Origin of the sequence: Mesorhizobium sp. L2C084A000 (assembly GCF_000502875.1) — a bacterium.
In the GTDB taxonomy this organism is placed as follows: domain Bacteria; phylum Pseudomonadota; class Alphaproteobacteria; order Rhizobiales; family Rhizobiaceae; genus Mesorhizobium.
Genome location: NZ_AYWX01000010.1, coordinates 60237 through 86027, shown reverse-complemented (window position 1 = coordinate 86027; position 25791 = coordinate 60237). Strand labels below are relative to the sequence as shown.

The following is a 25791-nucleotide window of genomic DNA, read 5'->3' as shown; positions in this document are numbered from 1 at the left end:
GCGATGGGCCTCAAGCCGCTTCGGCCAGGCACTTGGCACACGTCCCGCGAAACTCGATCACCGCCTTCTTGGCGGCGAAGCCTGTCGAGCGCACCCATTCGTCCAAGCTGTGGCCGACATCGTGGTCGGACATTTCGGTCACCTGCCCACATGTGTCGCATATCGCGAAGGCGGTCATCGAATGGCTGTGGTCGTGCGGCTCGGCGCAGGCGACGAAAGAATTGATGCTTTCGAGCCGGTGCACGAAACCTGACTTCACCAGCGTGTCGAGCGCTCGATAGACCTGCAGAGGCGCGCGAAAACCGCGCTCGCGCAGTTGGTCGAGCAAGGTATAGGCACTGAGCGGTCCGCTGGCGGTCTCGAGTTTCTCGAGCACGCACAGCTGGTTCTTCGTCAGCACATCCCTTGCCGCCATGATCCTGTTTCCAACTCGCCTTCCGTCGCTTGCGCCGCGCACAAACTATCCATGTACCCATCCAGATAGCGACGAACAGGCATTTTTGCTACTGTTTCCAGCATTCTGCCCGCAAGGCGGTCGAGAACATCGATCGGAGCGGGGCAACAGGCAGGTTGCTCTGCGATGTAACGTTCAAAATACTGACAATATCTTCAGCGAGGATTGCCGCGCTTGGAATTTCGGTCGGGCTTGGGGAAGCAATCATGATCAAATTGACGCGGCGGACGCTGCTGGTCGGCACGTCCGCTTTGACCATGGCCGGCATGGTGTCGTTCCGGACCATGGCCGCATCGCGCACCTATCATGCGCTGCTGGTCGCCTGCACCGAATATCCCAACCTTCCGCAGAGGAATTGGCTGGTCGGGCCGAAGAACGACGCAGCCCTCGTCCGCGACTATCTCCTGAAGAATGTGCCCGACCCGGTGCGGTTCGCGCCGGAGAACGTCACGCTGCTCGCCAAGGATGTCCCCGGCGCCAGTGGCCTGCCGACCCATGCGGCCATCAAGGCCGCATTGGCCGACCTTGCCGCCAAGGTTCAGCGCGACGATTTCGTCTATCTGCATCTGTCCGGTCACGGCGCCCAGCAGCCGCAGATGGTCAAGGGCGACGAAACCGACGGGCTCGACGAGATCTTCCTGCCCGTCGATATCGGCAAATGGATCAACCGCGATGCCGGCGTGCCCAATGCGCTGATCGACAACGAGATCGGCGCGGCACTCGACGCCATTCGCGACAAGGGCGCTTTCGTCTGGGTCGTGTTCGACTGCTGCCATTCCGGCACCGCGACACGCGCCGTCGAGGTCGATGACGAGTTGGAGCGCAAGGTCGAGTTCGCCGACCTGGTCGGCGGCAACGAGGCCGAGCGGGCTGCCGCGATCAAGGCCTATGACGAGGTGATTTCGGTCGCCGGCTCGCGCGGCGTCGACGACAATGGCACGCGCAAGCCCGCCTTCACCCTGACGCCGACCGGTGGCGAACCGATCACCAAGGGCAAACTGGTCGCCTTCTATGCCGCGCAGACGGTGGAGACGACACCGGAAATGCCGCTGCCTAAGGGCATCGCGGATGCGCCGCGGTTCGGCCTGTTCACCTTCACCATCCTGTCGAAACTGGCCGAGAATCCCAACGTCACCTATCGCCAGCTCGGCCAGGCCGTGCTGCAGCAATATTCGGCCGACAGCCGCACCCGGCCGACACCGCTGTTCGAGGGCGAACTGGATGCGCGGGTGTTCGGCACCGACAAGACCGACGCGGTCATGCAGTGGCCTGTCGTCATCAAGGACGGCGAAGCGACGATCGGCGCCGGCCTGCTGCACCGCCTCACCCCCGGCAGCAAGCTCGCCATCCTGCCGTCGGCGCTATCGCCGCTGTCCGACGCTGTCGGATTTTTGGAAGTGCAGTCGGCAAAAAACCTGGAAAGCCGCGTCAAGCCGGTCGAGTTCGACAAGAAGCCGGCGCTCAAAGTCGTCGACATTCCCGCCAATTCCTATGCGCGGGTGGCGGAGATCGCCGTCGACTACAAGCTCGTCTTGGCGCGGCCGGCCGCGGCCAAGGGACTTGAGAAGGAAACCGCTCTGGTCAATGCGGTTCTCGACGAACTGGCCATAGCCAGGGAGACCGGCTTCAACATCGAGCTGGTCGAGCCCGGCAAGAGCGCCGACCTCCGCCTCGCGGTGATGCGCGAGAATGCCGTTCCCGGCGCCGCCAAGGATGCGACCGCTAAGCCGGCGCTGTGGTTCCTGCCGGCGTCGGGCGACGTGACCTTGAAGGAGGGCGGCAAACCGCCGCTGATCATCATTCACGACCGCCAGAAACTGGCCGATGCAACGACCAGGAACCTGCGCACCATCTTCCGTGCCACCGGGCTTTCGCGGCTGGCGGCGGCCTCAGACTACAAGCCCGAGGTCGACGTCCAGTTCCAGGTCAAACGCCGCGACAAGAATGGCCTCGAACCGCTGCAGGCCTCGGTGGTGCCGCGCGTCTCGCCGGGCGACGAAGTGCATGTGCTGGCCAAGAACGGTTCGGATCTGCTGGTCGACATCAATGTGCTCTATGTCGGCAGCGATTATTCGATCACCCATATCGTTGCCGAACGCCTCGCCCCGCAAGCCATGCTCGAAGAGGGGCTGCTGGCTTTCACCGACACCAGTTTCGGCATGGAGCGGATGATCGCGGTTTTGACCGAGGCGCCGCCGGAGAGCGAGAAGCAGGATCTGAGCTTCCTGGCACAGGACGGCGTCGCCTCGGCGACACGCGGAATGGACTCTGCCGGCTTCTCCGACATGCTGACCGATCTCGGCATGGCGCCGGCAACCCGCTCGGTGATGCGGCTTGCCGACAAGAGCGGCCCGAAGGGCGCGGTGATGATCTTCCCGATGGAGACGGTGCCGCGCGCCTGAGCGGATGCCGGCGCGCAGGGCTCTGCGGCGGCTCTTGCGCGATCGGCGCGATATGAGAACATTCCCGGCCGCTGACGCATGACGGCCGGATGAAACGGATAGGATCGATTGTGAAGAATTCTGTGTTTTCCTGGCGTGGAACGGTAGCCGGCCTTGCCGGCGGCCTGCTGCTGATCGCCAACGCTTCGGCGGACGATGCCTGCGGCCTGTGCGTCAAGCAGATCGTCACCAACTCGGAACTGGCGACGTGTTTTCTCGATCAGTACGACCAGTTCGCCAAAAGCGGCAGCGACGCGGTTGTCGTCGATCTCAGCAACTGCGCCTCGCGCGGCGTCGTCGAAGCCTTGCCGTCACCGAACAAGGGTGCGGCGGACCCTGATGTCCAGTTCATGATTTCGCGCCTGCAGCTGGAATGCCTGAAAAAGAAGCTGGAGGCGCCAGGCATCGTATTGGATCCCTCCGCCACCATCGAACTGGACACCTGCGGATGAAGAAGCCGGCGGGCAACACCAGGCAAACAGCGGCTGCCGCGCCTGCAAAGGCGCCAACGGCGAAACAGACCTTGCCGGAAACCACGGAAGGCTTTCCGTGGCCGAGCAGCCACGAGATCAAGAAGGAGGGCAACCCGTTCACCGACCGCGACTGGCGCATGCTGGTTTATGCCTGGTCGGGCATGGCCGTGCGCCTCGCCATCATCTTCACCCTGATGTTCTCGGTCTACCAGTTCCTGGCCAACCAGGAGCAGAAGCGCGTCGAGCAGACCATGTCGCTTGTCGAGCTCTGGGAAAACAAGGACTACCAGCAGGCGCAGCGTGCGCTGAAAGATCGTCTGACGGCGCTCAACGCCAAATATGACAATCTGCTCAGCGCCAACCCATCGCCGACCGAGGAGCAGGTGTTCCGGCAACGCATCGGCATCGAGGCGATGACTGCCTCCGGCGGCGACATGCCGCTCGCCGATTTCAGCGAGAATTTCGATCGCATCGTCTATTTCCTCAACCGGCTGTCCTTCTGCATCGACGGCGATTTGTGTTCGCGCAAAGTGACCGATGCTTATTTCCGTGACTATGCCGTCTCTTTCTGGAGCTATTTTGCCGGCTACATAGACAAGCAGCGCAAGGCGGGTTCTCCCACTTTCGCTTCGGCAATCGAGAACTATGTGCGCAACGGCCCGCCTGCATCCGCAGCCAAATAGCGGCGAAAAAGGCGGCGGGATTGCGCCGCCGCCTTTGTCTCCATCGCGAATGCGCAGCGATTACTTATACAGGCTGTTGATCCACTGGACGTTGGCAGCGTTCAGGCGCACGGCGGTGTTCGCGTCGGGGCTTTCCGCCACGTTGACACCGGTGACGATGCGCTGCTTGGCCTTGTTGTCGTAAGCATAGACCGAGCTCCCGCTCGACCCTGGGAACGTATCGCAGTCATACTGGAAATATTCCGGCGCGATGTTTTCGGCGTGCACTTCGCAGTTTGCCTTCCACATCGTGCCCATCGGCTTGTCGCCGGGATAGCCGACGAGATTGGCGGTGAAATCGCCGAGATCCTCATAGTTGGCATAGCCCAGCCAGCCGAGATTGGTGCCGACATCCTGCTTCAGCGTGACGATGCCGAGATCCCACAGCAGGACCCACCCGTAATAGCCCTGGTAGTTGTCGATGAAGCCTTGCAGCACATAGGCGCTTTCGAAGGCGAAGGCGCCGAACGGTGCGTCGTCGGCCGTGCTGCCGTTAAGGCCCGGCACGAACAGGTAGTCGGAGAGCCAATCCTTGTCCTCATGACTGTAGAGGCAGTGCGCGGCGGTGAGTACGGTTCGCGGACCGATCAGCGTTGCCGAACAGCTGCCGAAGCTGCCCGTCTTCGGCGATTTGGCTTCGAGATAGCCTATTGCCGAGAACGGATAGGTCTTGGTGTTCTTGACCTGCTCGCGATCGTCGGTGCCGAAAACCTGGCGGCCGGCTTCGCCTTCGCCGAGGTCCGGATCCTCGGTCTTGCGCTCAGCCCCGTCTTTTCCAGTGGCCGGAGCGTTCAGTTCCTTGATGATAAGCTCCCGCAGCGCTTCGCTCGGCTCGATCTTGATCTCCTTGCCATCGGCGGACCGTCCGACGATGCCGTAGGATTTGACAGCCGTTGCCTCGTCGGCAAGCGGCGCGGCGCGGCTGTCTTCGTCGGTCAGCTTCGGTGGCGCGATTGGCTTTGCCCGCCCGGGCTTGTAGTCGCCTGAAGTCGCGTCGCGCGCGCTTTCGCCATTGCCGGCACTGGCGGAGCCAGGATCGGCGGCGAAAGCTGGAACCGCCCACATTGCGGTGGAAAGCAATGTGGACGCAACAAGTGCGTTTGTCAGTTTTGTCATGGTGAGACTCTCCCAAAAGTCAGCAAGGACTGGATCAAGATACAGAAATATTGTCGAGATCGTGGTGAGGCCAAAAAAGGAGTTTTTGATTACCGGTGCCTGACCTGATCATTACCCCTACAGTCTGTCGAGGTCCCGCCAGAGGCACTCGCGCGGATATATTGCCTAAATTAATACAACATTGGAATGACAAATCGCTTCCACATAGCCCGTGGGGGGCTATAGGATTTTGAGCGAGGTCTGCACAGGAACGCGATCCGCGAAGCGGTGCCCGACTTGGTGTTCCTGCCGTGCCGCAACAACTGTGCTGCGCGGTCTGATCCCCAGGCTGAGGCTTGTTTCGTTGATCATGTGCCGGGGCTGGTCCGCTCGGGTACATGTCTCAGGAGGGCTTCAGGTGAACATCATCCATCGGTTCAGGCCGATCGCCGCCGCATCGCTGCTCGGCATCGCGGCCGTCCTTGCGGCAGCCAATTTCACCCAGGCCGACGAAGCGGTCGCCCGACCGGAGGCAGCGGTCTCGCCAATGAAGCGCGTGACGGAAGCCAGGGCGATTGCAGCGGCGGAGAACCCCGACGCGGCCGACCGCGTCTATGGCGGCAACCAGGCCGAAAAGGGAGTCTACCCGTTCCAGGTCGCGCTGCTCACCACCGACAGGCTGGACGAGAATCCGGCATCGCAGGCCAACGCCCAATTCTGCGGCGGCAGCCTGATCGCGCCGCAATGGGTGCTGACGGCAGCACACTGCCTCAACGACAAGGGCCAGCCGGTTTCGCCCGAGAGCGTCACCGTGCTGACCGGTGCAACCGATCTCAGCGAAGGCAAGCGCCACAAGGTGGTGGAGGTCATCGTCAACGAAGGCTACAGCGAGCAGACCCTCGACAACGACCTCGGGCTGCTTCGGCTTGCCGAACCGGCCGACGCGCCGACCATCAAGGTCGCCCATGAGGCAACGCCCGACACCGGCAAGACGACCGTCACCGGCTGGGGCAAGATGCAGGACGGCACCTTTCCGACCACGCTGATGGTCGCCGATCTCGACCTGCAGCCGAACCAGGCCTGCAACAGCGGCATCAAGGCCATCTATGCGCGTGATCTGAAGGCAGCACTTGGCGATCTGTCGCGCCGTATGCGCTATTCGGAAAAAGGCATCGACGCGGCCGCCAATGCGATCGCCGCCGACATGACCGACCCGCTGACCGGCAACATGATCTGCGCCGGCACCACCAGCGGCGTGCGCGATGCCTGCAACGGCGACAGTGGCGGCCCGCTGTTCATGACCGGTGCCGAAGGCCCGGTCCAAATCGGCGTCGTCAGCTGGGGCGAAGGCCCGGCTGACGGCAGTGCGGCCTGCGGCCACAAGGACGCCTACGGCATCTACACGCGGCTGGCCAACTACACCGGCTGGATCGAGGCGAAGATGAAAAGCTCTGCTCCGGCGCCTGCCAAACCCAAGGCGGGACTCGGCACGGCGCAGAAACCGAAAACGCCCTGAACCGCGGCCATTTGGCTTCCCATGAAAAACGGCGGGAGTGCCCGCCGCTCTTATTTTGCCGGCTTGAGTGGTTTATTTTCGCGGCGGGCCTTTGCGCTCGGCCGAAGCTGCCCACAGATTGATATCGGACTCCCGGGCGTAGGTATCGATCTCGGCGAGTTCGGCATCGCTGAAGTCGAGCACCTTGAGCGCGCCGACGCAGTCCTCGACCTGCTCCGGCCGGCTGGCGCCGATCAGCGCCGAGGTCACCCTGCCCTTGCGCAGCACCCAGGCCAGCGCCATCTGCGCCAGCGTCTGCCCACGCTTGCTGGCGATGGCGTCGAGCGCCTTGATGTTGGCGATGGTCTTGTCGTTGATGAAGGCTGTCTTCAGCGACTTGCCCTGGGAAGCACGGCTGCCGTCCGGAATGCCGCCGAGATACTTGTTGGTCAGCATGCCTTGCGCCAGCGGCGAGAACACGATGGAGCCGACGCCGAGCCCTTCGAGCGTGTCGAGCAGGCCGTCTTCCTCCACCCAGCGGTTCAGCATCGAATAGCTCGGCTGGTGGATGACGCAAGGCGTGCCAAGCTGCTTCAATATATCGGCGGCCTCGCGCGTGCGCTGCGAATTGTAGGACGAGATGCCGGCATAGAGCGCCTTGCCCGAGCGCACCGCATGGTCGAGCGCACCCATCGTTTCTTCCAGCGGCGTGTCGGGGTCGAAACGGTGCGAATAGAAGATATCGACATAGTCGAGCCCCATGCGCTTCAGGCTCTGGTCGAGGCTGGCCAGAATGTATTTGCGCCCGCCCCATTCGCCGTAGGGGCCGGCCCACATTTCGTAGCCGGCCTTCGTCGAGATGATCAGTTCGTCGCGGTAGGCGGCGAAGTCGGTGCGCAGGATTTCGCCGAAAGCGGTCTCGGCAGAACCGGGCGGCGGACCGTAATTGTTGGCGAGGTCGAAATGCGTGATGCCGAGGTCGAAGGCCTTGCGCGCGATCGCCTGCTTGGTCTTGTGCGGCGTGTCGTTGCCGAAATTATGCCACAACCCCAGCGAGATTGCCGGCAGCTTCAGGCCGGAGCGGCCACAGCGGTTGTAGATCATCTTTTCATAGCGGTTTTCGGCAGGCGTGTAGGGCATCGGAAAATCCTCAAATGGAAACGAGCCGGTCGGCTGCATCGCGACAACGCGGCGAGTTGGCTCTGCCCCTCACCCTTACCCTCTCTCCGTCGAAACGGAGAGAGGGTTGAGGTGTGCTGCCTATTTCTTCTTCGCCAAAAGCGCCTTGGCTTCCTTGACGCCAAGTGCCGCCGGCCGTTCGCAGGTGGTCTGCATGGCGACGAACTTGCCGGTTTCGCCGGAACGCAACAGCCCGGTCATCACGTCGACGGCGTGCAGCGCCAGCTCCATCGAACAGCGGTGCGGCCGGCCTTCCGCGATTGCCACCGCCATATCGGCGAGGCCTGATGTGCGGTAGTTGGCCATCATGCCTTGCGAATGCATCTCGTTGGGCACGCCGAACGGATGCGGCCAGTTCGGCAGCTTCTTGACCGGCTTGGCCGCGTCGGTGAAGCGAACGTCACCGCCGAAGAAATTCGGATCCGGCACGAACACCGTGCCTGTCTCGCCATAGAGTTCCATCGGCGCGTGGCCGTGAGCCCAGACGTCCCAGCTGGTGTTGAGCGTGATAACGGCGCCGTTCTCGAACTCCAGCAGCCCATGGATGGTCGTCGGCGTGTTGACCGGTATCTTTTCACCCGCGCGCGGCTTTGAACTGATCGTCCGCTCCTTGGCCGGCGTCGTCGCGAAGGCCGCGACCTGCTTCACCGGCCCGATCAGCTGGATCAGATTGGTGATGTAATACGGTCCGATATCGAGCACGGGACCGGCGCCCGGCTGGAAGAAGAAATCCGGATTGGGGTGCCAATGCTCCATGCCGTGGCCCATGACATGACAGGTACCACTCGTGACCTTGCCAAGCTTGCCGGTGTCGATCAGGTTGCGCACCAGCTGGTGCGCGCCGCCGAGGAAAGTGTCTGGCGCCGAGCCGATCCGAAGACCCTTTTTCTGCGCCCGCTTCTTAAGGTCGAGCCCTTCCTTGACCGACAGCACGAACGGTTTTTCCGAATAAACGTGCTTGCCGGCGTCGAGTATCTGCTTCGACACCTCATAATGCACCGCCGGGATGGTCAGGTTGACGATGATGTCGATGTCGTCGGCCCTGAGCAGGTCTTCGACGGTCTCGGCGCGCAGCTTGAACTCCTTCGCCCGAGCCCTGGCCGCCTCCATGTTGATGTCGGCGCAGGCACGCATCTCGATGCCGCGAAACAGCGGCGCCAGCGAAAAATACGCTTTCGAGATGTTGCCGCAGCCGATGACGCCGATGCCAAGTTTCTTTGCCATGCTGATTGCTCCTAATAGGTTTCGGCGGCTGCGATGGAGCGGCGGGCGAAACGCTCGATGTCGTTGGGGTTGTCCTGTTCCATGACGTAGTATTGGGCAGCACTCTTGGCACGCAGCACCTTGATCAGACCGGCCCAGTCGATGGTGCCATGGCCGACATCCGACCAGCCATCCTCATCCAGCCCCTCGCCCGGCTTGGCCATGTCCTTGACGTGGACGGCACTGATGCGCTTGCCGTGTTTCTCGATCCACGGCAACGGATCATCGCCGCCGCGCACCACCCAGGCCACGTCCATCTCCCAGCTGACATCGGGCGCGGATGACAGGATGTGGTCCTGCGGCACCGATCCGTCGGCAAGTTTCTTGAACTCGAAATCATGGTTGTGCCAGGCAAAGCCGTAGCCGGCCTTTTTCGCGGCGTCGCCGACCTTTGCCAGACGCTCACCAAAGCCGCTCCAGCCGGCGGCGTCGGATGGCCGCTGGTCGGGCATCAGGAAAGGGCAGATGAGCAGCGTGATACCGAGTGCGTCGGCGGTTCTGCGCACGCCGTCGAAATCGTTCTCGAGAGCGTCGATCGAGAAATGCCCAGTCGGCATGGCAAGCCCGTTCTTGTCGAGCTCGGCACGGAATGCCTCGGGATCATCATAGACGCCGCCAAAACCTTCGACCTGAGCGTAGCCGAGCTTGCCGAGCGTGGCGAGCACACCGTCCCAGGGTTGGAAATTGCGGGCGCTGTAAAGTTGGAATGACCAATTCATCGTCTCTGTCCGTTTCGCTTGGGGATTGTCGTTGGAAGGTTGGTTCTCGGAAGCTAGATGCGTGTGCCGGTTGCCGTGTCGAAAAGCGAGGCGCGCATCGGATCGAAGCCAAGCGTCACCGCCTCGTCGTTCTTGGGCGTGCGTTCCGAGGTCACCCGGACGCTGAAATTCTGCTGGGCAAGCTTCAGCCAGACCAGCGTGTCGGAGCCCATGGGCTCGACCACCTCGACATTGGCGGCTATCGAGAACGGCCAGCCGGTGCCACTGTTCAGGCTGACATGCTCGGGCCTGATACCGAATGTGACGGGGCCTGGAGCCGGAGGCTTGGCAAAGTCGTAAGTGCCGAGCGGGATCTTGATATCCTCGGCCGCGAACCGCCAGCCGCCGTCCGCGTCTTCCAGACGGCCATCGACGAAGTTCATTGCGGGCGAGCCGAGGAAGCCGGCGACGAAGCGGTTGACCGGACGGTTGTAGATGGTCTGCGGCGCATCGAGCTGCTGGATGACGCCGCCCTTCATCACCGCGATACGGTCGGCCAGCGTCATCGCCTCGATCTGGTCGTGGGTGACGTAGATCATGGTGTTCTGCAGCTTGCGATGCAGCAGCTTGATCTCGACGCGCAGTTCGGCGCGCAGCTTGGCATCGAGATTGGACAGCGGCTCGTCGAACAGGAACACGTCGACATCGCGCACCAGCGCCCGTCCGATGGCGACGCGCTGGCGCTGGCCGCCGGAAAGTGCGGCCGGCTTACGCTGCAGCAGCGGCTCGATCTGCAGGATTTCAGCCGCCCGCGCGATCCGCTTGGCGATCTCTTCTCTTGGCGTGCCGGCGACACGCAGCCCGAAGGACAGGTTCTTCTCCACCGTCATTTGCGGATAGAGCGCATAGGACTGGAACACCATGCCGATGCCGCGGTCCTTGGGCTCTTCCCAGGTGACGTTCTTGCCCTTGATGAAGATGCGGCCTTCGGAGACATCGAGCAGGCCGGCAATGCAGTTGAGCAAGGTCGACTTGCCGCAGCCGGACGGCCCGAGCAGCACGATGAACTCGCCATCGGCGACATCGAGATTGAGCGTCTCCAGGACGGTCACCGCGCCGAAATTCAGCGACAGGTCCTGGATCGAAACGCTGGTATCGTTGGCTGCCGTCATCGCCATCACCCCTTCACCGCGCCGGCGGCGATGCCGCGTACGAAAAGCTTGCCGGAAATGAAGTAGACGATCAGCGGCACAAGCCCGGTCAGGATGGTTGCGGCCATGTTGACGTTGTACTCCTTCACGCCTTGCACCGAATTGACGATGTTGTTGAGCTGCACCGTCATCGGATAGGTGTCGGGGCGGGTGTAGACGACGCCGAACAGGAAGTCGTTCCAGATGCCGGTCACCTGCAGGATGATGGCGACGACGAAGATCGGCAGCGACATCGGCAGCATGATGCGCAGGAAGATGCCCCAGAAGCCGGCGCCGTCGACGCGTGCCGCCCGGAACAGCTCTTCCGGCATCGATGCGAAATAATTGCGGAACAGCAGCGTCAGGATCGGCATGCCGAAAATGGAATGGACGATCACCAGCCCGCTGAGGCTGCCGTAGAGGCCGATTTCGCGCAGGATGATGACGATCGGATAGATCATCACCTGGTAGGGAATGAAGGCGCCGACGATCAGGATGATGAAGAACGTGTCGGCGCCCTTGAAGCGCCAATTGGCCAGTGCATAACCATTCACCGAGGCGATGGCGATCGACAGCAGCACCGACGGCACGGTGATCCGCACCGAATTCCAGAAACCGCGCGAGAGCCCGTCGCAGTTAAGGCCGGTGCAGGCCGTTGACCACGCCTTGACCCACGGCTCGAAGGTGATCTCGAGCGGCGGTGAGAAGATGTTGCCGAGCCGGATCTCCGGCATGCCCTTGAGTGAGGTGACGACCATGACATAGAGCGGCAAGAGGTAGTAGACCGCCATGACGAACAATGTGCCGTAGAGGAAGACGTTGCGGCGCGAAATCACGCGGCGCGGCTTTGGACCGTAGGGCCCGGCGATGTCCTGGCGCGCGCCGGCGGCAGTGCTTGCTTGAGCGGTGATGTCTGCAATGCTCATTTGCGTCGCCCGAACTCGAGATAGGCCCAAGGCACGATGACGGTCACCACCGAGAGCAGCATCATGGTCGAGGCGGCAAAACCCTGGCCGAGGTTCTGGGCGAAGAACATATAGTCGTAGACGTATTTGGCCGGCACTTCGGATGCGATGCCCGGGCCGCCGCTGGTCTGGGCCACGACCAGGTCATAGACCTTGACGATGCCGGAAGCGATGATGACGAGCGTGGTGATGAAGACCGGCCGCATCATCGGGATGACGATGAACAGATAGGTCTTCCACATCGGGATCCCATCCACGCGCGCCGCCTTCCAGATGTCTTCGTCGATACCGCGCAGGCCGGCCAGCATCAGGCACATGATGAGCCCGGTGCCTTGCCACAGCGCAGCGATCGATATGCCGTAGATGACGATGCTGGAATTGTAGAGCGGGTCGAAGCTGAAGCTCGTCCAGCCCAAGTCCCGCACGACATGCTGGATGCCGAAATCCGGATTGAGCAACCACTGCCAGACCAGGCCGGTGACGATGAAGGAGAGCGCGAAAGGATAGAGGAAGATCGTGCGGAACGTGTCCTCGAAGCGGATCTTCTGATCGAGCAGCGCGGCAAGCAGAAAACCGATGACCAGCGAGAACACCAGGGAGATCGCGCCGTAGATCAACAGGTTCTCGATCGAGATCAGCCAGCGCGGCGCCGCCCACAGGCGGTAATACTGGTCGAGCCCGACGAAATTCAGGCGCGGCAGGAGCTTCGAATTGGTGAAGGAATAGAGCACCGTCCAAACGGTGCCGCCGACGAAAACCACCATGGCGGTGAGGATCATCGGGATCGAGGCGACCTTCGCATTGAGGTTGCGGAACAGAAGGTTGGGGCGTTCGCTCTTGCTCATCTCGTCAGCCGGCTGGGTAAGGGCGGTGCATTCCCGGCCCTGCATTCGCAAGGCCGGGAATGAGGCGGGTTGCCTCCAGCGTCAGTCCGCCGAAGCGATGAGGTCGGCGAAGCGCTTCTGCGCGTCTTCGATGGTCAGTTCCGGCTTGGCGAAGAATTCGGCGAAAAGGTCTTCCTTCTGTTTCTGGGTGTCCTGTGAAAGCAGTTGGTCCGTCCACGGCATGACGGCGCCCTTGGCAAGAATGGCGAGGCCCTTCTTCATGCAGTCGTTGGCCGCATTGAGATCGACGTCGCCGCGCACCGGCAGGGATCCCTTCTTTAGATTGAAGGCAACCTGCGTCTTGGGATCGAGCAGCGTCTCGGCCAGCACCTCCTGCGCCTTGCTCTTGTCGGCATCCTTGAGCAGCGGGAAATAGAAGGCGTCACCGCCCGTGGCTATGACCTCGTTCAGCCCAAGGCCCGGCAGGCAGGTATAATCCTTGCCGGCGGTCTTGCCGGCAACCTGGAACTCGCCCTGCGCCCAGTCGCCCATGATCTGGCCAGCGGCCTTGCCGGTGATGACCAGGTTGGTCGCCTGGTTCCAGTCCTGCACATTGGTGTTCTTCGCCATCTTGCGGGCATCGTCCGCGGCCTTGAAGACCTTGGCGACTTCGGGCCCGGCGGCGAACTTGGCATCCTTGTCCTTGTAGACCTTGAGGAATGTGTCCGTACCGCCCACAGCCGCAAGCAGGACGTCGAAGGCACCGGAGGATTGCCAGGCCTGACCGCCGACGGCGAGCGGGATGATGCCGGCCTTTTCCAGCGCCGGCGCTGCCGCCACGAATTCATTCCAGTCCTTCGGCAACGGCACGCCGGCCTTCGCGAAGGCTTCGTTGGACAGCCACAGCCACTGCCAGGAATGGATGTTGACGGGCACGCAGTAGATCTTGCCGTCGATGGTGCAGCCGTCGAGCAGGCTCTTCGGCCGGACGACATCAGTCCACTTGCCCTTGGTGGCGACGTCGGTGAGGTCGCGCATCAGGCCGGCCTGCACCAGTTCCTCCGCCTGCCGGCCATGGTTGAACTGCGTGGCGCCCATCGGATCGCCACCGGTGATGCGGCTGATCATGATTGGCCGCGCCGTGCCGCCGGAGCCGGCAATGGCGCCATCCACCCAGTGGTTGCCGGTTGCATCGAATGCCTTGGCAAGTTCCGCAACCGCCGCCGCCTCGCCGCCCGACGTCCACCAATGGGTGACTTCCAGGTCCGTCGCGGCCGCCTGGCCGGCAAACTGCAACGCGGCCGTCGCTGCCAGCGCAGCGGTCAAAAGTTTGTATCGCATTTCGGCTCCTCCCAGAATCTGAAACGTTACAGATTTTCGATACGGCAATTGCGCGGGCTGTGCAACCCATCAACGAAGCGCCCTCGATATTTTTTCGGACCGCGAACAAATTCGCATGAATGATCGCGCTTCCCATGCACTGCAGCATGGTTTGCTGCGGCGCAAACACCGAAATGCCGCCTGATACGGACAAAAGGCGGCGGCAGAGGCGATTTCTCCTGGAATCCCAATGCGTTTCGCAAAAGAACCATCCACCTCGTGGCGATGGACATGTAACTCGATATGGCAATCTGTAACGTTTCAGTATATTGAGCTTTGCCGGGGCTGGAACGCATATCGTACCGCTATGGCGGCGATTGCCGACATGGCTCGCGGCTGCTATGCGCCTGACGGGCGGGACGAATGGACAGACAGCGTACGGACAAGAACGGGGAGACCTCGGCACAGGGACGGCCGACGTTGAAGACGCTTGCCTTCATGACCGGGCTCGGCGTCACCACTGTGTCACGCGCCTTGAAGGATGCCCCGGAAATCGGCGCCGAAACCAGGCGTCGCGTCCAGCTCGTCGCCAAGCAGATCGGCTACCGGCCGAACCGCGCCGGCGTGCGTCTGCGCACCGGCAGGACCAATGTCATCAGCCTCGTGCTCAACACCGACCGCGAGATCATGAGCTTCGTCTCGGACATCATCTACGGCGTTTCGGAAGTGCTCGCCGAAACGCCCTATCACCTGATCGTCACGCCCTATTCCCGCTCGCAGGATCCGATGGAGCCGATCCGCTATCTCGTCGAGACCGGCTCGGCCGACGGAGTCATCATTTCGCGCACCCAACCGAACGATCCGCGCGCCCGCTACATGCTCGAGCACGGCATGCCCTTTGCCACGCATGGGCGCACCGACATGGGCCTCGTCCATCCCTACCATGACTTCGACAACCATGTTTTCGCGATGGAAGCCGTGCGCCGCCTGGCGAGCATGGGCAGGCACAAGCTGGCGCTTCTGTCGCCGCCGCCCGGGCTGACCTATTATGGCCACACGCTGAACGGCTTTGCCGATGCGCTAAGCGAGGTCGGAGCCAGCGAAATTCCGTTCAACACCGTTTCCATCGATCACACGATCGAGCAGATCAGGACCAGAACCGCGCAGGTGATGCGCCGCGAGAACAGGCCGGACGGCTTCGTCAGCAGCGCTGCCGCCGCGACACTGGCGATCGTCGCCGGCATCGAGGATGCCGGCCTCAAGCTTGGCCGCGACGTCGATGTCGTGTCCAAGCAGTCGTCGGACCTGTTGCACCTGTTCCGGCCGGAATTGCTCGTCGTCAACGAGAACTTCCGCCTGGCCGGCTCCGATCTCGCCCGCTCCGTGCTCGGCTGGATCGGCGGCGCCGCACCCGGCTCGTTGCAGCGCCTGGTCGCCACCAGCGAGGTTCGGGCGTTCAGCCCGCCGGTTTCCGTTTAGGCCCTTGGGCTAACCAGCCGCACCGCTTCCCCACGGCCCATGGAACGCGCCTTTGTCGTCGATACGCTCGAAGCCGTGCGCGCCGAAAAAGTCGCGCTGCGCCTGGATCAGGTTCGACGTGCCGCGGCCCTGGCGGTAGCTGTCGAAATAGGCAAGTGCGGAAGACAGCGCCGGAACCGGCGAGCCGGCCTCCGAAGCCCTCGCCACGATGCGCCGCAGCGACGGATGCGCTTCCTGCATCAGCGCAATGAAGGCCGGGGCCATCAGCAGGTTGGTCGAGGCGCCGCCCTTGCTGAAGGCCTCCGCCATGGTGTCGAGCATCTGCGAGCGGATGATGCAGCCGGCGCGCCAGATCCTGGCGATGGTCGGCATTGGCAGGTTCCAGTTGAATTCCTTGGAGGCGCCGCTCATCACCGCAAAACCTTGGGCGTAGGCGGCGATCTTGCCGGCGAACAGCGCCAGTTCCAGATCTTTCAGCAAGGCGTCCTTGTCACCGGAAATCTTCGTCACGCCGATGTTGCCATAGGCCTTTTCCGCCGCCAGCCGCTCGTCCTTGATCGACGATAGAACGCGCGCCGCCACCGCCGCCTCGATCGCGGTGGCCGGGATGCCGAGCTGCTGCGCCTCGATGACAGACCATTTGCCGGTGCCCTTCTGGCCGGCGCGATCAAGGATGATGTCGACCACCGGCTTGCCGGTCTTCGGATCGTCTGATGCCAGCACCTTGGCGGTGATCTCGATCAGGTAGGAATTGAGCCGGCCCTTGTTCCAGTTGGCGAACACCGTGCCGATCTCCTTCGGGTCCATGCCCAGGCCGTCGCGCAGGATGCCGTAGATCTCCGCGATCATCTGCATGTCGGCATATTCGATGCCGTTATGGATGGTCTTGACGAAATGTCCGGCGCCGTCGGTGCCGAGCCATGCCGCGCAGGGTTCGTCCTTGAACTTGGCGGAGATCGCCGTCAGCACCTTCTCGACGCGTTTCCATGAGTCCTCCGTGCCGCCGACCATGATCGACGGTCCGTGGCGCGCACCCTCCTCGCCGCCGGACACGCCCATGCCGATGAAGGTGAGACCCGAGCCGGAAAGCTCGGAGAAGCGCCGCATCGTGTCGCGGAAATTGGCGTTGCCGGCGTCGATGACGATGTCGTTGGCCGACAGCACGCCGCGCAGAGCCGCGATCTGTTCGTCGACCGGCTTGCCGGCCAGCACCATGATGATGATCGGGCGCGGCGGCCGGATCGCGGCGGCAAGCTCTTCCAGGCTGTAGCAGGGCACGACCATGTCCCTGAGCGCGCCGGCATTCTCGATGAAAGCGTCCGTGCGCGCCCTGGTGCGGTTGAAGACGGCGATGCGATGCCCGTGCTCGGCGATGTTGAGCGCCAGGTTGGAGCCCATCGTGCCAAGGCCGATCAGGCCGATTTCGGCTTTTTCCATCGTTTTTTTCCTGCCTTCGGATTTTGTTGAGATCGCGTTTTGCCGCGATGATTGACGGGCCTTTCGGGCTGCGTCAACCGCCCCGCCGAATTGTGTTGATGCCGCGGCGTGTGAGATTCAGGTCAGGCCGAGTCGAGAATGGTGGTTTCCGAGAACCGGAGCGGAGCGTACTTAAAGTACGTGAGCACCGGAAGCGCAGGAAGCCGCCGTTCGCAGGCCGGCATCACCTGAATATCACTCGGCGCGGATGTCGACGGGCGCCTCGATCTTCACCATCTCGAAGTCCGAGACCAGTATGTCGATGCGCACCGTCCACCGGCCGGCCACCGGGATGACGAGGTTGTCGACACGCCAACTGCCGTCGCCGGGCTTGGCCGCCGCGCGCTTCAAGGGCTCGATGCCCGAATCGGGTTTCGACAGCACAAGCGTCACCTCCTTGGCGTCGAGCGGGCCGAAATCGCCGCTCATGATGATCATCGAGGCGACGACCGGTCCGGCATGGCCCGGCGTGATGCTGAGATCGGCCATCGCTTTCAGCGCGTGGATATGGACCGACACCGGTTGCGCTGCCGCAATCGCGAGGGCTCGTGGCGGCGGCGTGAAGCGCCAGCCCGCGGCAACGCCGAAAATCGCCAACACGATCAACATCTCGACGCCGATCGAGCGGACCAGCCTGCGTTGAACTTCCGTCGATCCCGCCTCGGCCGATGCCGTGAGTTTCCAGCGGTTGACGGCGGCGAGCGTGAACAGAAAGACCAACAGCCCGAGTTTGATCAGCAGCAGCCTTCCATAGGCGGTGTCGACCAATGCCGCGGGTGTTTGCACCTGGATGACGGCAAGCACGATGCCGGCAGAGGCAAGCACGGCCACCACCGGCAGGATCGCCCAAGAAAACCGCCGCAGGAATGGCGTGGCCCCCGCCGATTGCCCCTTCAGCGCCAGCCCGAGTGGGACCAATGCGCCGGCCCACAACGCGATGCCTACGCCGTGCAGGAACACCATCGGCCGCGTCAGCCATTGCGGTTCGGCGGCACTGGCATGGCCGCTGGCGGCAAGGGCAACCCCCACCCCGGCCAGACCTGCCAGCGCAAGTGGTTTGGCGGTGGCGCGGGGGCCGGCCAGCGACAGCAGGCCAAGCCCCAGCGCAATCAGCGCGACCAGCACCGTCCAGCCGAAACTGGTGCCGAGTCCGGTCCGCCAGATAACCGCCTGTGCCAGATGGGAGAGCGGTGCCCCGAGCGCATCAAGCCCCTGCAAGCCGAGCGACAAGGGCGCCGCGACAAGTCCGCCCAGGATTGCGGCTGCAACGAAGCGCTGTCCGGCGCGGCCACCTTGGGACAGCCAGGCGAGGGCGAAAGCGCCGCCGACGCCGAGAAAAAGGCCGAGGTAGAGAAAAACCTTGCCGAGCCAGATCGCCGACCGCAACGGCCAGTCGACGGCTTCGGACACGGCGGGCGGCTCGCTGGGCGCGCCGATGGAAAACAGCAGCGATCCGCCGACGGGATGACCGTCTGCGGAGATGACGCGCCAGCTCAAGACATGCGTACCGGATTTGAGCGGTTGCGGATTGTCGATCTCGAGCGTCTGGTCGCTGAGCCGGAATGACGTCAGAGCAACCGGCGTGCCGTCGGGCTTCACCAAGGTCAGCACCAGCGGCGAGACCGGCTCACTGAAGGTCAGCGAGAACTGTGCCGGCCCCTGTTCCAGCACCGCGCCGTCGGCCGGATCGGTCTTGATCAGCGCGGCATGGGCAAAGGCCTGATCTGACACGGCAAGGCTGGCAAGAAACACGATCACGGCCAACAGGCCGGCGGCAAGCCGGCCGGCAGGTTTGCAGGCCATGGAAGCCGTTTGCAGGAGGGGGGTCGTGCTCATGTCACCGCCACGAAAAAGAGCGGCGCGCTCGAATGAGCGCGCCGCCTTGGAGATCATTTCTTCGGCAACAGCTTGATGCCGGGTGCCGGGTTTTCCAGCGCGTCCTCATCCTGGCCGGCTGCCGGGATTTCGATCCAGCGGTCGGCGGCCCCATCGCATTCCTGCACAACCGGGAAGTAAAGCTTCTGGCCGACAGGGAGATCCGCCGTCAGCGTCGCGCGGAAGACGAACTCGTCGTAGAATTCATCTGGCAGGCTGCCGCCGCTCCAGTCGACCTCCTTGACCCCGTCGGCAACCGCCTGACCATAGAGCTGGTAGGATTTGTCGTACTTGCCCTTCTTGGTCTGCAGCGTCCAGCCAGGCTTCGGCATCGGCTTCACCGCGATCACCCCTTCCGGAATCTGCACGCGCACGGCGATCGTCGCCTTGCCCTCGCAACCATGCGGCACGCGCAAAACGGCCTTGTAGGTCGACCCAACGGCCGCTTCCTGCGTTTCGAACGTGATATGCGCGAAGGCGGCACTGGTTCCGAGCACGAGAAGTACTGCGGCCGACAAAAGATACTTGTTCATGATGGTCCCTCAAATTTCAAACTGGCCGGGTCAATTGGCGTGATCGTCCATGGCGCCACCGCCCATGCCTTCGACAGCGAAATCGACGCTGACGGCGCCGGCCTTTTCGAAGGTCAGGACGGCTGAGAACTTTTCACCCTGTTTGGGTTGTCGCTTCAGGCCGATGAACATCAAATGATAGCCGCCAGGCGCAAGGGCTACCTTGCCGCCGGCCGGAATTTCCAGGCCACCGGCAACCGGACGCATGGTCATGACGCCGTCCTTGACGCCCATCTCATGCAGCTCGGCCTTTTCAGAGACATCGGAGGAAATCGACACCAGCCGGTCCGGCGCACTGCCGTTGTTGGTGATGGTGAAATAGCCGCCGGCGACCTTGGCGCCGGCCGGCGTGGCGCGCGACCAGGGGTGGCCGATCTCGAGATCGCCAACCTTGAACTCATGCGCGAGGACGGACTGGGCGCCTGTGAACAGCAGCGCAAGAGCCAGCACGGCAATGCCGACACGCTCTTCGATGCCGCGTAGAATGCCGCCGGGCATAAGACGCGCCGCGTCGGGGAAAAAATAGGACATGGTTGCTCCATGAAGTGAAGGTCGCGCCGTTGCCGGTCGCGAGCAGTTTGATCTTTGGATGGGTACGCCCACGAAAGGTTCCGCCGGGCAAACAGGCTCAGGCCGTCAGCGGCGGCGCGCGCGGGTTCGACGGCGAGCGCTCACGCGCAAAGTCGAGATGGATGGCCGCCGGAAAAACAAAGGCGACCGTTTTGAAGGAAAGGCTGCCCAGCGCCAGGCCAGCACCGGGCGGCGGCGCAAAGGCCGCCGAAACCATGCTGCAGCCGAGCACGCAGCATGCCGGAAGATGGGACGGCGGCTGGTTGTCGCCGGGAAGCTGGGTTGCGCCCTCATGGGTGCAGATGACGTTGCCGAAGGCGTCGAGCTGCGATGCATTGGGACCGGCGCCGAAGGCGAATGCACCAAGCGTCGACTGGAGCAACAGCAGATAGGCCGCGACAAGCGCGACCGGCATGCTCCATCGTCTCCTCGATACGCCCAAAGCCCTGCCTCTCGCAGCAACGAACCATATCTAGCACGGGGCTGGCGGGTGGAAAATCGCCAAATCGCCGCGGCGCCGACGCGGCAGGCTCAACGCATGCCGCCCAAAAGCGTATAGCGGTTTTGGGACAACGACATGCATGAAACAAGGCTCCAAGCCGCGATGCGGCTCAGGATTTTTGCAGCGACCGGCTCTCCGGGATCGAGGTCAGCAATGTCTGGCGCGCCGATTTCAGGTGCTTGCGGCAAGCGGCGTCGACCTTGCCGAGATCGCGTGATTTCAGCGCCTCTATGTAGACCAGATGCTCACCGATGGCGACTTCGTTGCGCTCGCGTTCCTGCGCCTTGTTCCACTGGTAATGATAGTGGAAGATCATGGCGATGACATCGTAGAAATCGACGATGAAGCGGTTGCGCGACGCCCGGTGGATCAGCCGGTGGAAGCGCTCGTCGAGTTCGGAGAACTCGGTGAAGCGGGTGGCGATGTCGTTTGCCAACTGGCGATGCTCGTCTTCCAGGCGGTCGAGATCGGTCCAGACCGCGCTGTCCTGCGGTAAAACGGCAAAGGCGGCCGCCGAGCGCAGTTCGAACATTTCGCGGATTTCGGTCAGCTCCAGCGCGAAGGCGCGGGTAAAACCCTTCAGCACCCAGTGACTGTTGCGACGCTTCTCGATCAGGCCGAAGCGGGAGAAGCGGATCAGGAACTCGCGCACGCTGGTGGTGCCGACGCCGATCTCACGCGCCAGTTCGAGTTCGTTGATCTGCATGCCGGCTTCGGCACCGCCGGCGAGCAGCCGACGCATGAACGACCGTTCGATGATCTCGGCCAGCGTGTCGGTCTCCTCCTCGGGGAAGAAATCATCGGGACGCGTCTCGCGCAGCACCGTCTTGGCGCGCTTGTTCCAGGCGATCAGCCCAGTCTCTTCCATGCGCGCCAGAATGGTGCGCACCGTGGTACGGCTGACGCCAAGCAAGGTACCCAGTTCCGGCTCCGAAGGCAGGCTGCGCGTTTCGTCGAGCAGCCGCAGGCAGCGGTTGTAGGCATCCTTGTAGACGTTGTTGCTCTTCGACATCCCTGATCCGTTGCACCCGTCGCTTGCCGCGGCCGGTTTGAAGCGCGATATGACGTTCCCATGGCCCTGAAAAGCGAATTCGCTTTCCGGAACACCCAAGGCATGCGGAACTCCCCGGTGAAAAAACAATTGACGCAAAACTGTTTTTTCACGATAAAAGACAATATCTCTAAACAGACGCGTGTCAATCCGTCCGCGCAACCCAGGATCACCCAGGAAACCGCCCGTGAACGCCTCCAACTGCATTCTTCTGTCCCCCGCCGACAATGTCGCCGTCGCCAACGGCCGCATCGAGATCGGCACCGCGCTGCCGGGCGGTGCCGTCGCCAGTGTGTTGATCGAGCCCGGCCACAAGGTGGCGATCAAGCCGATCGCCGCCGGCGAGGCCGTGGTGAAATACGCCCAGGCGATCGGTCGCGCGACACAGGATATTGCGGCGGGCGAGCACGTGCATTCGCACAATCTGGTGTTCGAATCCGGCCGCTTGCCGGTCGTGCCCCCGAGCGAGGCCGAGCACGCGACGGAGGCCGACCGCGCCCGCACCTTCATGGGCTATCGCCGCGCCGATGGCCGCGCCGGCACGCGCAACTTCATCGGCATCGTCGCCAGCGTCAATTGCTCGGCCACCGTCTGCCATTCCATCGCCGACACCGCCAACCGCACGCTTTTGCCGAAATATCCCGGCATCGACGGCTTCGTGCCGATCGTGCACGGCCAGGGCTGCGGCATGAGCGGCACCGGCGACGGCATGATGGTGCTGCACCGTACACTCGCAGGCTACGCCCGCCACCCGAATTTCGGCGGCGTGCTGATGGTCGGCCTCGGCTGCGAGGTCAACCAGCTCACCCTCTACGGCCAAAAGGGCGTCGCTGCCGGCAAGCGCCATTTCAACATCCAGGACGCCGGCGGATCGCGCAAATCGGTGGAAAAGGCGATGGACGTGCTGGCCGAGATCGCCGAGGAAGTGGGCCAGCTGAAGCGTGAGCCGATCCCGGTCAGCGAGATCGTCGTCGGCCTGCAATGCGGCGGCTCCGACGGCATGTCGGGCATTACAGCCAATCCGGCACTGGGCGCGGCTGTCGATATCCTGGCTGGCGTCGGCGGCATCGGCATCCTCTCCGAGACGACGGAGATCTATGGCGCCGAACATCTGCTTGCTTACCGCGCGGCAACGCCGGAGATCGCGCAGAAGCTCGACGGCTTTGTGAAATGGTGGGAGGACCATGTCGCCAAGCACGGCGCCTCGATCGACAACAATCCCTCGCCCGGCAACAAGCGCGGCGGCCTCACCACCATCCTGGAGAAGTCGCTCGGCGCGGTCGCCAAGGGCGGCCAGACGCCACTCAACGGCGTCTTCGGCTATGCCGAAAAAGTCACTGGCAGCGGTCTGGTGTTCATGGACACGCCCGGCTACGACCCGGTTTCGGCGACCGGCCAGGTGGCGGGCGGCGCCAACGTCATCGTCTTCACCACCGGCCGTGGCTCCTGCTTCGGCTGCCGTCCGACGCCGTCGATCAAGGTCGCCACCAACTCGACGATGTACCACCAGATGGAAGAGGACATGGACGTCAATTGCGGCGTCATCGCCTCGGGTGAAAAGACCATCGCCGGCATGGGCCGCGAGATCTTCGAACTGATCGTCGAAACGGCTTCCGGCCGCAAGACCAAGAGCGAGGACTTCGGCTACGGCGACAACGAGTTCGTGCCCTGGCATCTGGGCGCAACACTTTAGATTTTACTGATATAAAGTAGACTGCGCGCCGGCCAGTTGGCTGGCCACGGGGAGGTTGTGCATGGAAAGACGCCGCATCGGCCAGACAGCGCTGGAAGTCACCGAGGTCAGCTTTGGCGGCGCTGCACTTGGCGGCCTTTACCGCGCCTGTTCGCGCGAAGCGGCGATGGAGACGCTGCAGGGCGCCTGGGATGCCGGCCTGCGCTATTTCGACACCGCACCCTTTTACGGTTTCGGACTGTCGGAGCGCCGCTTCGGCGACTTCCTGCGCTACAAGCCGCGCGATTCCTATGTGCTGTCGACCAAGGTCGGCCGGCTGTTCCGCCCGGTGTCGGAGGATCAGGTTCCCGATCACTCCTATGTCGATCCGCTGCCCTTCGCGCTCGACTACGACTATTCCTATGACGGCATCATGCGGTCGGTCGAGTTCAGCTATGCGCGGCTTGGCCTAAACAGGATAGACATCCTGTTTGTCCACGACATCGGCGCCTACACCCATGGTGTCGAGAAGACCAAGCTGCACTTTCGCGACCTGATGGACGGCGGCCTCAAGGCACTCGAAGAGCTGAAACGGTCCGGCGTCATTTCCGCCTATGGGCTTGGCGTCAACGAGGTGCAGATCTGTCTGGACGTGATGCGCGAGGCGCCGCTCGACTGCATCCTGCTCGCCAGCCGCTATTCCTTGCTCGACCGCAGTGCCGAAGCGGAGTTGCTGCCCCTATGCCGGGCGCGGCAGACCTCCTTGGTCATTGGCGGCGTGTTCAACTCCGGCATCCTGGCGACCGGACCGGTGCAAGGCGCACATTTCGACTACCGCCCTGCCAGCCATGACGTGCTCGACCGCGTCGGCGCAATGGAGAGGATCGCCGCCGAGGGTGGCTATCCGCTCGCCGCCGCCGCGTTCCAATTCCCCTTGCATGAACCTGCCGTCGCCACCGTGCTGACCGGCACCGCCAAGCTGGCGAACCTGACGCGTAACCTCCAACTGCTCGACATCGACGTGCCGGAGACGGAATACGCCAGATATCGTCCCCACACGCTGGTGCAGGAGCTGGCGTGAAACTTCATATTCTTGCGGTCACACGAAGGAATGGATATTCCATATTGACGAAATGGTGGAATTAATATTCCATACATTCCCGGAATGGAACGGAAGCGTGACGGCGTCGATGGGGAGCAGCGCGGTGGATTTGCTTCTGCCAGACCTCGCAAGGACTGATCAAACACCGCTTGCATCGATCTGTTCGATGCATTATCAAAACATGGCAATTGTTTTTTATTGATAAAGTTCTGTTTGGGCCGCGCCTATCCGGACGGAGCTTCCGTAACGTTCACCGGGCGACTTTAGGGAGGAAACCTCATGAAATTCGCGACCAGCATTCTCAACCGCCGCGCCGTCATGGCGCTGGCAGCAGCTTCGATGCTCGCCGGCGTCATGCATTCGGCGCCGGTTTCGGCGGCGGACGTCACCATTCCGATCATCGTCAAGGATACCACGTCGTTCTACTGGCAGATCGTTCTGGCCGGCGCCCGCAAGGCCGGCAAGGATCTCGGCGTCAACGTGCCGGAACTCGGCGCCCAGGCTGAAACCGACGTCAACGGCCAGGTCTCGATCCTCGAGAACGCCGTTGCCAGCAACCCGGCGGCCATCGTCATTGCGCCGACCGAGTTCAAGGCGCTTGGCAAGCCGATCGATGAAGCCGCTGCCAAGGTCAAGGTCATCGGCATCGACTCCGGCGCCGACTCCAAGGCCTTCACCTCGTTCCTGACCACCGACAACGTCCAGGGCGGCCGCGTCGCTGCCGACGGCCTCGCAGCCGCCATCGGCGCCGCCAACGGCGGCAAGATCGAGGGCGACGTCGCCCTGATCACCAACGCACCGGGCGCCGGCTCGCTCGAACAGCGCAAGCAGGGCTTCACCGAACAGCTGGCCGCCAAATATCCGGGCCTCAAGCTGGTCGCCGATAAATATGCCGACGGCCAGGCCACCACCGGCCTCAACATCGCCACCGACCTGATCACCGCCAACCCGAACCTCAAGGGCATCTTCGCTTCCAACCTGATCATGGCGCAGGGCGTCGGCCAGGCTGTCGCGGAAAACAGCCTTGGCGGCAAACTGGCGCTGGTCGGTTTCGACAGCGACGAGAAGCTGATCAAGTTCCTCAACGACGGCGTCATTTCCGCCCTCGTCGTCCAGGATCCGTACCGGATGGGCTATGACGGCATCAAGACCGCACTCGCCGCCTCCAAAGGCGAAAAGGTCGAAGCCAATGTCGACACCGGCGCCAATCTGGTGACCAAGGACAACATGAAAGACCCCAAGATCGACGCGCTGCTCAATCCGAAGCTCTGAGCCGCATCCGCAATCGTCTCCGGGGCACCTCGCCCCGGAGACACAAGCTGCCGCACAAACGGCTTGGCAATCCGCACGCCTGAGCTAGGCTGTTTTCGAGG

The 25791-nt window shown here is 62.9% G+C and carries 23 protein-coding genes; 8 read left to right on the top strand and 15 right to left on the bottom strand.

All coding sequences use genetic code 11. From position 1 onward, the window contains the following. Nucleotides 1–10 precede the first annotated feature (10 nt). Nucleotides 11–415 carry a Fur family transcriptional regulator gene (locus tag X735_RS145010; RefSeq protein WP_013529546.1) on the bottom strand — a complete coding sequence of 135 codons (405 nt, stop codon included), beginning with the start codon at nt 413–415 and terminating at the stop codon, nt 11–13. A 245-nt stretch (nt 416–660) separates the two neighbouring features. Here X735_RS145010 and X735_RS145015 point away from each other — a divergent pair, with 245 nt between their 5' ends. The 3 genes from X735_RS145015 (at nt 661) to X735_RS145025 (ending at nt 4051) form a co-directional block, all read left to right on the top strand. Continuing rightward, the gene (locus X735_RS145015; RefSeq protein ID WP_023812502.1) at nt 661–2856 is read left to right on the top strand and encodes a caspase family protein; all 2196 of its coding nucleotides are present in this window, start codon (nt 661–663) and stop codon (nt 2854–2856) included. Nucleotides 2857–2966: 110 nt separating this feature from the next. Beyond that, a complete protein-coding gene (locus X735_RS145020; protein ID WP_031213534.1) occupies nt 2967–3347 on the top strand; it encodes a hypothetical protein in 381 nt (126 codons plus the stop codon). Then, the gene (locus tag X735_RS145025; RefSeq protein ID WP_023812500.1) at nt 3344–4051 is read left to right on the top strand and encodes a hypothetical protein; all 708 of its coding nucleotides are present in this window, start codon (nt 3344–3346) and stop codon (nt 4049–4051) included. Before X735_RS145020 ends, X735_RS145025 begins: the two co-directional genes overlap by 4 nt. Nucleotides 4052–4111: 60 nt before the next feature. Here the strand turns inward: X735_RS145025 and X735_RS145030 are convergent, their stop codons facing one another. Beyond that, on the bottom strand, nt 4112–5206 hold the full coding sequence (locus X735_RS145030; protein WP_023812499.1) for a serine protease: 1095 nt from the start codon (nt 5204–5206) through the stop codon (nt 4112–4114). A 397-nt stretch (nt 5207–5603) separates the two neighbouring features. On the opposite strand from X735_RS145030, the gene X735_RS145035 reads away from it, so the two are divergent. Beyond that, nucleotides 5604–6701: a trypsin-like serine protease gene (locus X735_RS145035; protein WP_023812498.1), complete on the top strand. Its 1098-nt coding sequence runs from the start codon at nt 5604–5606 to the stop codon at nt 6699–6701. A gap of 72 nt (nt 6702–6773) precedes the next feature. Here the strand turns inward: X735_RS145035 and mgrA are convergent, their stop codons facing one another. The 7 genes from mgrA to X735_RS145070 all read right to left on the bottom strand — a co-directional run bounded on the left by mgrA (nt 6774) and on the right by X735_RS145070 (nt 14140). Continuing rightward, nucleotides 6774–7820 carry an L-glyceraldehyde 3-phosphate reductase gene (gene mgrA / locus X735_RS145040; protein ID WP_023812497.1) on the bottom strand — a complete coding sequence of 349 codons (1047 nt, stop codon included), beginning with the start codon at nt 7818–7820 and terminating at the stop codon, nt 6774–6776. Between the two features lie 120 nt (nt 7821–7940). Then, nucleotides 7941–9083 (bottom strand): Gfo/Idh/MocA family oxidoreductase, encoded by a 1143-nt coding sequence (locus X735_RS145045; protein ID WP_023812496.1) that lies wholly within the window; start codon nt 9081–9083, stop codon nt 7941–7943. An 11-nt stretch (nt 9084–9094) separates the two neighbouring features. After that, entirely contained in the window at nt 9095–9841 is a 747-nt protein-coding gene (locus X735_RS145050; RefSeq protein WP_023812495.1) for a sugar phosphate isomerase/epimerase, read from the bottom strand. Nucleotides 9842–9894: 53 nt separating this feature from the next. Continuing rightward, nucleotides 9895–10992, bottom strand: a complete 1098-nt coding sequence (ugpC, locus tag X735_RS145055) for a sn-glycerol-3-phosphate ABC transporter ATP-binding protein UgpC (RefSeq protein WP_023812494.1) — start codon at nt 10990–10992, stop codon at nt 9895–9897. A gap of 5 nt (nt 10993–10997) precedes the next feature. Continuing rightward, entirely contained in the window at nt 10998–11936 is a 939-nt protein-coding gene (locus tag X735_RS145060; protein WP_023812493.1) for a carbohydrate ABC transporter permease, read from the bottom strand. Beyond that, complete coding sequence (locus tag X735_RS145065; RefSeq protein WP_031213532.1) at nt 11933–12820, bottom strand: sugar ABC transporter permease; 888 nt, start codon at nt 12818–12820, stop codon at nt 11933–11935. The genes X735_RS145060 and X735_RS145065 overlap by 4 nt, the downstream gene beginning before the upstream one ends. An 81-nt stretch (nt 12821–12901) precedes the next feature. Then, the gene (locus X735_RS145070; RefSeq protein WP_023812491.1) at nt 12902–14140 is read right to left on the bottom strand and encodes an ABC transporter substrate-binding protein; all 1239 of its coding nucleotides are present in this window, start codon (nt 14138–14140) and stop codon (nt 12902–12904) included. A 402-nt stretch (nt 14141–14542) separates the two neighbouring features. Here X735_RS145070 and X735_RS145075 point away from each other — a divergent pair, with 402 nt between their 5' ends. Beyond that, complete coding sequence (locus X735_RS145075) at nt 14543–15598, top strand: LacI family DNA-binding transcriptional regulator (RefSeq protein ID WP_023812490.1); 1056 nt, start codon at nt 14543–14545, stop codon at nt 15596–15598. Between the two features lie 9 nt (nt 15599–15607). Here X735_RS145075 and gndA read toward each other — a convergent pair whose 3' ends face one another. The 6 genes from gndA to X735_RS145105 form a co-directional block, all read right to left on the bottom strand. Then, nucleotides 15608–17035 carry an NADP-dependent phosphogluconate dehydrogenase gene (gndA, locus tag X735_RS145080; protein WP_023812489.1) on the bottom strand — a complete coding sequence of 476 codons (1428 nt, stop codon included), beginning with the start codon at nt 17033–17035 and terminating at the stop codon, nt 15608–15610. A gap of 234 nt (nt 17036–17269) precedes the next feature. Then, nucleotides 17270–18910, bottom strand: a complete 1641-nt coding sequence (locus X735_RS145085; RefSeq protein WP_023812488.1) for a copper resistance CopC/CopD family protein — start codon at nt 18908–18910, stop codon at nt 17270–17272. A 53-nt stretch (nt 18911–18963) separates the two neighbouring features. Next, nucleotides 18964–19482, bottom strand: a complete 519-nt coding sequence (locus X735_RS145090) for a YcnI family protein (RefSeq protein WP_023812487.1) — start codon at nt 19480–19482, stop codon at nt 18964–18966. A 30-nt stretch (nt 19483–19512) separates the two neighbouring features. After that, nucleotides 19513–20052 (bottom strand): copper chaperone PCu(A)C, encoded by a 540-nt coding sequence (locus X735_RS145095; protein ID WP_023812486.1) that lies wholly within the window; start codon nt 20050–20052, stop codon nt 19513–19515. Between the two features lie 97 nt (nt 20053–20149). After that, entirely contained in the window at nt 20150–20506 is a 357-nt protein-coding gene (locus tag X735_RS145100) for a DUF2946 family protein (protein WP_023812485.1), read from the bottom strand. 196 nt (nt 20507–20702) lie between these two features. Continuing rightward, complete coding sequence (locus X735_RS145105) at nt 20703–21605, bottom strand: GntR family transcriptional regulator (RefSeq protein WP_023812484.1); 903 nt, start codon at nt 21603–21605, stop codon at nt 20703–20705. A 226-nt stretch (nt 21606–21831) separates the two neighbouring features. On the opposite strand from X735_RS145105, the gene X735_RS145110 reads away from it, so the two are divergent. From X735_RS145110 to X735_RS145120, 3 genes are all read left to right on the top strand, one after another. Beyond that, a complete protein-coding gene (locus tag X735_RS145110; RefSeq protein ID WP_023812483.1) occupies nt 21832–23337 on the top strand; it encodes an altronate dehydratase family protein in 1506 nt (501 codons plus the stop codon). A 61-nt stretch (nt 23338–23398) separates the two neighbouring features. Continuing rightward, nucleotides 23399–24397 carry an aldo/keto reductase gene (locus X735_RS145115; protein WP_023812482.1) on the top strand — a complete coding sequence of 333 codons (999 nt, stop codon included), beginning with the start codon at nt 23399–23401 and terminating at the stop codon, nt 24395–24397. A 300-nt stretch (nt 24398–24697) separates the two neighbouring features. Next, entirely contained in the window at nt 24698–25690 is a 993-nt protein-coding gene (locus tag X735_RS145120; RefSeq protein ID WP_023812481.1) for an ABC transporter substrate-binding protein, read from the top strand. Nucleotides 25691–25791 lie beyond the last annotated feature (101 nt).